Source organism: bacterium endosymbiont of Bathymodiolus sp. 5 South (assembly GCF_900128535.1).
GTDB lineage: Bacteria > Pseudomonadota > Gammaproteobacteria > PS1 > Pseudothioglobaceae > Thiodubiliella.
In genome coordinates, this window is the sequence record NZ_FQTR01000147.1 from 1 (window position 1) to 4,047 (window position 4,047).

At 35.4% G+C, this 4,047-nt stretch carries 5 protein-coding genes and 1 pseudogene; 2 read left to right on the top strand and 4 right to left on the bottom strand.

Features of this window, described 5'->3' with window-relative positions; translation table 11 throughout:
• Positions 1-254: pseudogene (locus BBROOKSOX_RS09255) on the top strand (hypothetical protein); the annotation flags it as partial.
• 128 nt (positions 255-382) lie between these two features.
• Entirely contained in the window at positions 383-649 is a 267-nt protein-coding gene (locus BBROOKSOX_RS09260) for a hypothetical protein (RefSeq protein WP_139661307.1), read from the top strand.
• Between the two features lie 91 nt (positions 650-740).
• Here BBROOKSOX_RS09260 and BBROOKSOX_RS09265 read toward each other — a convergent pair whose 3' ends face one another.
• The 4 genes from BBROOKSOX_RS09265 to BBROOKSOX_RS09280 all read right to left on the bottom strand — a co-directional run bounded on the left by BBROOKSOX_RS09265 (position 741) and on the right by BBROOKSOX_RS09280 (position 3,732).
• Positions 741-896, bottom strand: a complete 156-nt coding sequence (locus BBROOKSOX_RS09265) for a hypothetical protein (RefSeq protein ID WP_180323954.1) — start codon at positions 894-896, stop codon at positions 741-743.
• A complete protein-coding gene (locus BBROOKSOX_RS09270; RefSeq protein WP_139661310.1) occupies positions 889-1,776 on the bottom strand; it encodes a DNA cytosine methyltransferase in 888 nt (295 codons plus the stop codon). Before BBROOKSOX_RS09270 ends, BBROOKSOX_RS09265 begins: the two co-directional genes overlap by 8 nt.
• Before the next feature lie 240 nt (positions 1,777-2,016).
• A complete protein-coding gene (locus BBROOKSOX_RS09275; protein ID WP_139661312.1) occupies positions 2,017-3,540 on the bottom strand; it encodes an RHS repeat domain-containing protein in 1,524 nt (507 codons plus the stop codon).
• A gap of 30 nt (positions 3,541-3,570) precedes the next feature.
• Entirely contained in the window at positions 3,571-3,732 is a 162-nt protein-coding gene (locus BBROOKSOX_RS09280; protein ID WP_180323955.1) for a hypothetical protein, read from the bottom strand.
• Positions 3,733-4,047 lie beyond the last annotated feature (315 nt).

The window sequence follows — 4,047 nt, forward strand, 5'->3', positions numbered from 1 at the left end:
TGAAAAATAAAAATATATTAGCAATTACGCTAGCAGTAACAATGGGGTTTGCAAACGCAGGGTTTTTCGACGATATAGGTAATGGTATAGCTGGGGCAGCCGATGATGTGGCTGATTTTACAGTTGATGCGGCTGACGCTACAGTTGATGCCGCAGGAGATGTTTCTATAGTTATATTTAATGGCTTAACAACAGTAGGTAATCTTGCAAATGGCGAGAAACTAAGAGATAATTGGATTCAAAAAGATAATTAGGCTTAGCGTGTGATTTATTCGCCCAGCACATTGTCATCTAAATAGCCAGCAACTAAAAATAAGGCAAATTTAGCCCCGTTAATTCGGGGTTTTTAGGTGCCAATTTTGGCGTAATCATGGGGAAAATTATGAAAAACAAAAGTATATTAGCAATTATGCTAGTAACAACAATGGGGTTTGTAAATGCAGGGATTTTCGACGATATAGGTAATGGTATAGCTGGAGCAGCCGATGATGTGGCTGATTTTACAGTTAATGCCGCAGAAGATACGGCTGATTTTGTAGTTGAAGTTGCAGAAGACACTGCTGTAGTTATATTTAATGGCGTAACAACAGTAGGTAATGCTATGAATGGAGATGATCTAAGACATAATTGGATTCAAAAAGATAATTAGGCTTAGTGTGTGATTTATTCGCCCAGTATATCGTAATCTAGATAACCAGCAACTAAAACTGGCAAAGCAAGGTTTGATTGGTTTTGTTGTTTTATTTTTGTGAGACTTTTGCATAAGTAGGGATGATTAGCAAAATGACAAGTTTTGCCGACTTGGTGATTTTATGAAATATAGTCATAGCAAAGCTATGGCTGTGTTTTATAAAATTGTCAAGTTGGTGAAAAATGGCGTTTTGATGATTATTCATATTTATGCAAAGGTCTCTCATTGAATTCAGCATTTTCTATATCTTCAAAAACGAAATCACCGTGCCAGTTAAATTGCTGGTTAGCTTTTTGACAGATTGCGATATTTCCATTAATTTGCGTGTATCTTTTTTTTCTATTCTTGAAACTTGTGACGAATTTAACACCTTTTTCTTTTAAATAGTATTTGCTTTCAATGTAATCTTCTAAAAAATCTTGCATTGAATTTTGTAGAGGTATTGGCTCTGGAAAGTCAAAATTAACACTTTTACCTTTAAAACCTATGACAAATATTCTTTGCCTGTGTTGCGGTATACCGTAATCTTTAGAGTTTAATGTTTTATAAAAATATTTATATCCAAGTTCATCAAATGTGGCTTTCATTGTTTCAAAGGTATTGCCTTTATCATGATTTGTGAGTCCTTTTACATTTTCATAAATAAAGACTTTTGGCCGACTCTCTTTTATAACTCTAGCAAAGTCATAAAATAATGTCCCCCTAGTGTCCTTAAAACCCTTTCTTTTTCCAATCATAGAAAAAGATTGACAAGGACTACCACCTACTAACAGATCTATTTTGTTAAGGTATTTTTTACCATCAATATCCTTAACATCGTCATACCATCGTTCATCATCAATTTCATAGTTAGCATAATAACTTTCTTTAACAAATTTATCATTATCACTAGCAAAAACAATTTCATTAGAAATCTTTAATCTCTTTAATGCATATTCAATTGCACTAATACCTGAAAACATTGTCGCCAATCTAATTTTATTTTTTGGATTTTCTAATTCTCTTTCTGTCCAGTGTAAGCCATTGGAAGTTGTTTCGGAAAGAAAATCGTATTGAGGTAAATCTTCTTTTATGGTATTTAGCATAGAATCATTTTACAAACAAACAAGACATGGTTTGCGTAAAATAAAGTTTTTTTATTCAGTGGAGACCTTTGCATAAATAGGAACAATCATCAGAAACCCACTTTTCACCCACTTGGCGATTTTTTAAACCCAGCCTTAGCCCTGCTAGGACAAGGTTTAAAGAAATTACCCATTGGGCAAAAATTGGATTTTGCTAATCATTCCTATTTATGCAAAGGTCTCTTAGATTAGAGAAATAGGTTATAACATAGTAACTTCTGATGTGACATCAAATTCTTTGAATATACGATAATTCATCCCGTGATCAGCATATTTTGTTGTATGATGAATCTCGTTGTTAGTGTTAACGCCAAGACTGTAATAGTTTAATCGGAAATTTTCAAAAATAAACTCTTTTTTCGTGTGAACGGTTCTCAACCAAGCGTCTACCACTAAAACATCCTCATTCCATTCTTCAGGTTTAAATATAGAGGTTGATTGATCACGATTAATCAAGTTGAAAGCATGATTGGCTTGTGGACTTGATATAAGTTCTACCGTCATATCAAGATATTTTTTACTTAATTCACCCAGCATAATCGCAGAACATTCTGCACAATTAGCAACTTTATGTTTGTTAAAGACTAAATCTTTATATTTATCGCTTAAACTAAACTGAATAATGGCACGAATATTAAAAATTGTTCTGCTAGGAATATACTTTTCTACATCATTTCGTAATTTCCCTATCTTTTCCTCTACTTCATTATTACAGGCTCCCGCATCAATAAATCGACTAGAAGATTGCAATGCACCCAGTTTTTTAAAAATATCTAATTGCAAAATTGCTTGTTGCATGACCTTGGTTTTTTCAATTTTTAAATCAAGTGATGCCTCCTCCTTTGTCTTCGTATATTTTTTAAGGTTTAATAGTTCAGCCAATACATTATTCATTCTACTGACAGCCCCTTCCTCTATATTTTTTTGCCCAGCTATCGTCTTAACATGTCCTGTCAAATCTCTATATTTAAGTGGATTATTGCTCACATAAGCATACAAATTTAAACCATCAACCACACCTGCTGAATCGGGACTTATCCATCTTGCTAGCCAAGGGGCTAGGTATCTGGCACCGTAGTAGCATAAACCATTACTATCGTCTCTTTCTTTATCCGTGTAGCGGTAGCGTTTTTGTTGAGCTTGGGTTTTGTCTTTGCTAGCGATGATGGCAGTGCCGCCATAGGGGTAGTAATGTTCGTAACTAAGGGTTTGGGCTTTGTCGTCCAACTCTAAAGTATTGGATTGTAGGTGGCTGGTGAGTTGATAGTGGGTTTGGGTGTTGCTTTCTGTAGTTTCGCTGAGGATGTGGGTGCCAATGTGCAGGGTGGTACTTTGTTGTTTTGCTTGGTTAATTGAGATGTCTAGTGACGGCAGATAGTCTCTTTTGCTTTGTGCTTGGTGGTCAGATTCAACCACAGTGCGGGCTCGATTGCCTTGGTAATCATAAACATAGTGTTCTATGATGTTGGTTTTGTTGGCTTTAGTGAGTTGGTTAAGGGTGTTGTTGTAGTGCCAATCTAGAGTGCCAATGTTGTTAAGGGTTAATAGGTTGCCGTTGGCATCAAAGTCGCTGGTGGATTGCTGAGTTTCAGTGCCACGGTTGTTGTTTGGGTGGATGGCGAGGGTTTGTTGCCATGTGTTGCTGTTTGCTTGGTGTGATAGGGCGGTCAGGTTGTTGCCTATGTCGTAGGTATAAGTTTGCTGATAAAATTCTAGAGTGTTCATAATTATTAGAGCTTTTTTTAATTTAAATATTTATGAGAGATTGTGTCGATAACCTCTTTTTCCAGTATTACGAGACAATGCTCTAAAAACGCTTGCTGCCCATTGATTTGGTAATAAAAGTTTGACTGTATCCTTATTTAGTAGATGAATAGAGTATCTTTGTTCATAGGTCAATTGTGTGTATTTTTTCATGTGTTACTCCTTTTTTTGTCAGATTAAAGAGGGGTTAATATACCCTTTTGATCAACTAACGAGTGTTGCACTTATGATGTGAATTTAAGATATTACTAACGCCAAATACTAACCTTATGAGACCTTTGCATAAATAGGGATGATTGGCAAAATCCAATTTTTGCCCAATTGGTGATTTCTTTAAACCTTGTCCTAGCAGAGCTAAGGTTGGGTTTAAAAAATCGCCAAGTGGGTGAAAAGTGGGTTTTTGATGATTGTTCCTATTTATGCAAAGGTCTCCTTATATGTTGATCCTGATTTTTAAAAAGCACTCAC

Coding starts and splice junctions, on each gene's coding strand:
- BBROOKSOX_RS09260 (WP_139661307.1), top strand. CDS start 383: ATGAAAAACAAAAGTATATTAGCAATTATGCTAGTAACAACAATGGGG.
- BBROOKSOX_RS09265 (WP_180323954.1), bottom strand. CDS start 896: ATGAATAATCATCAAAACGCCATTTTTCACCAACTTGACAATTTTATA.
- BBROOKSOX_RS09270 (WP_139661310.1), bottom strand. CDS start 1,776: ATGCTAAATACCATAAAAGAAGATTTACCTCAATACGATTTTCTTTCC.
- BBROOKSOX_RS09275 (WP_139661312.1), bottom strand. CDS start 3,540: ATGAACACTCTAGAATTTTATCAGCAAACTTATACCTACGACATAGGC.
- BBROOKSOX_RS09280 (WP_180323955.1), bottom strand. CDS start 3,732: ATGAAAAAATACACACAATTGACCTATGAACAAAGATACTCTATTCAT.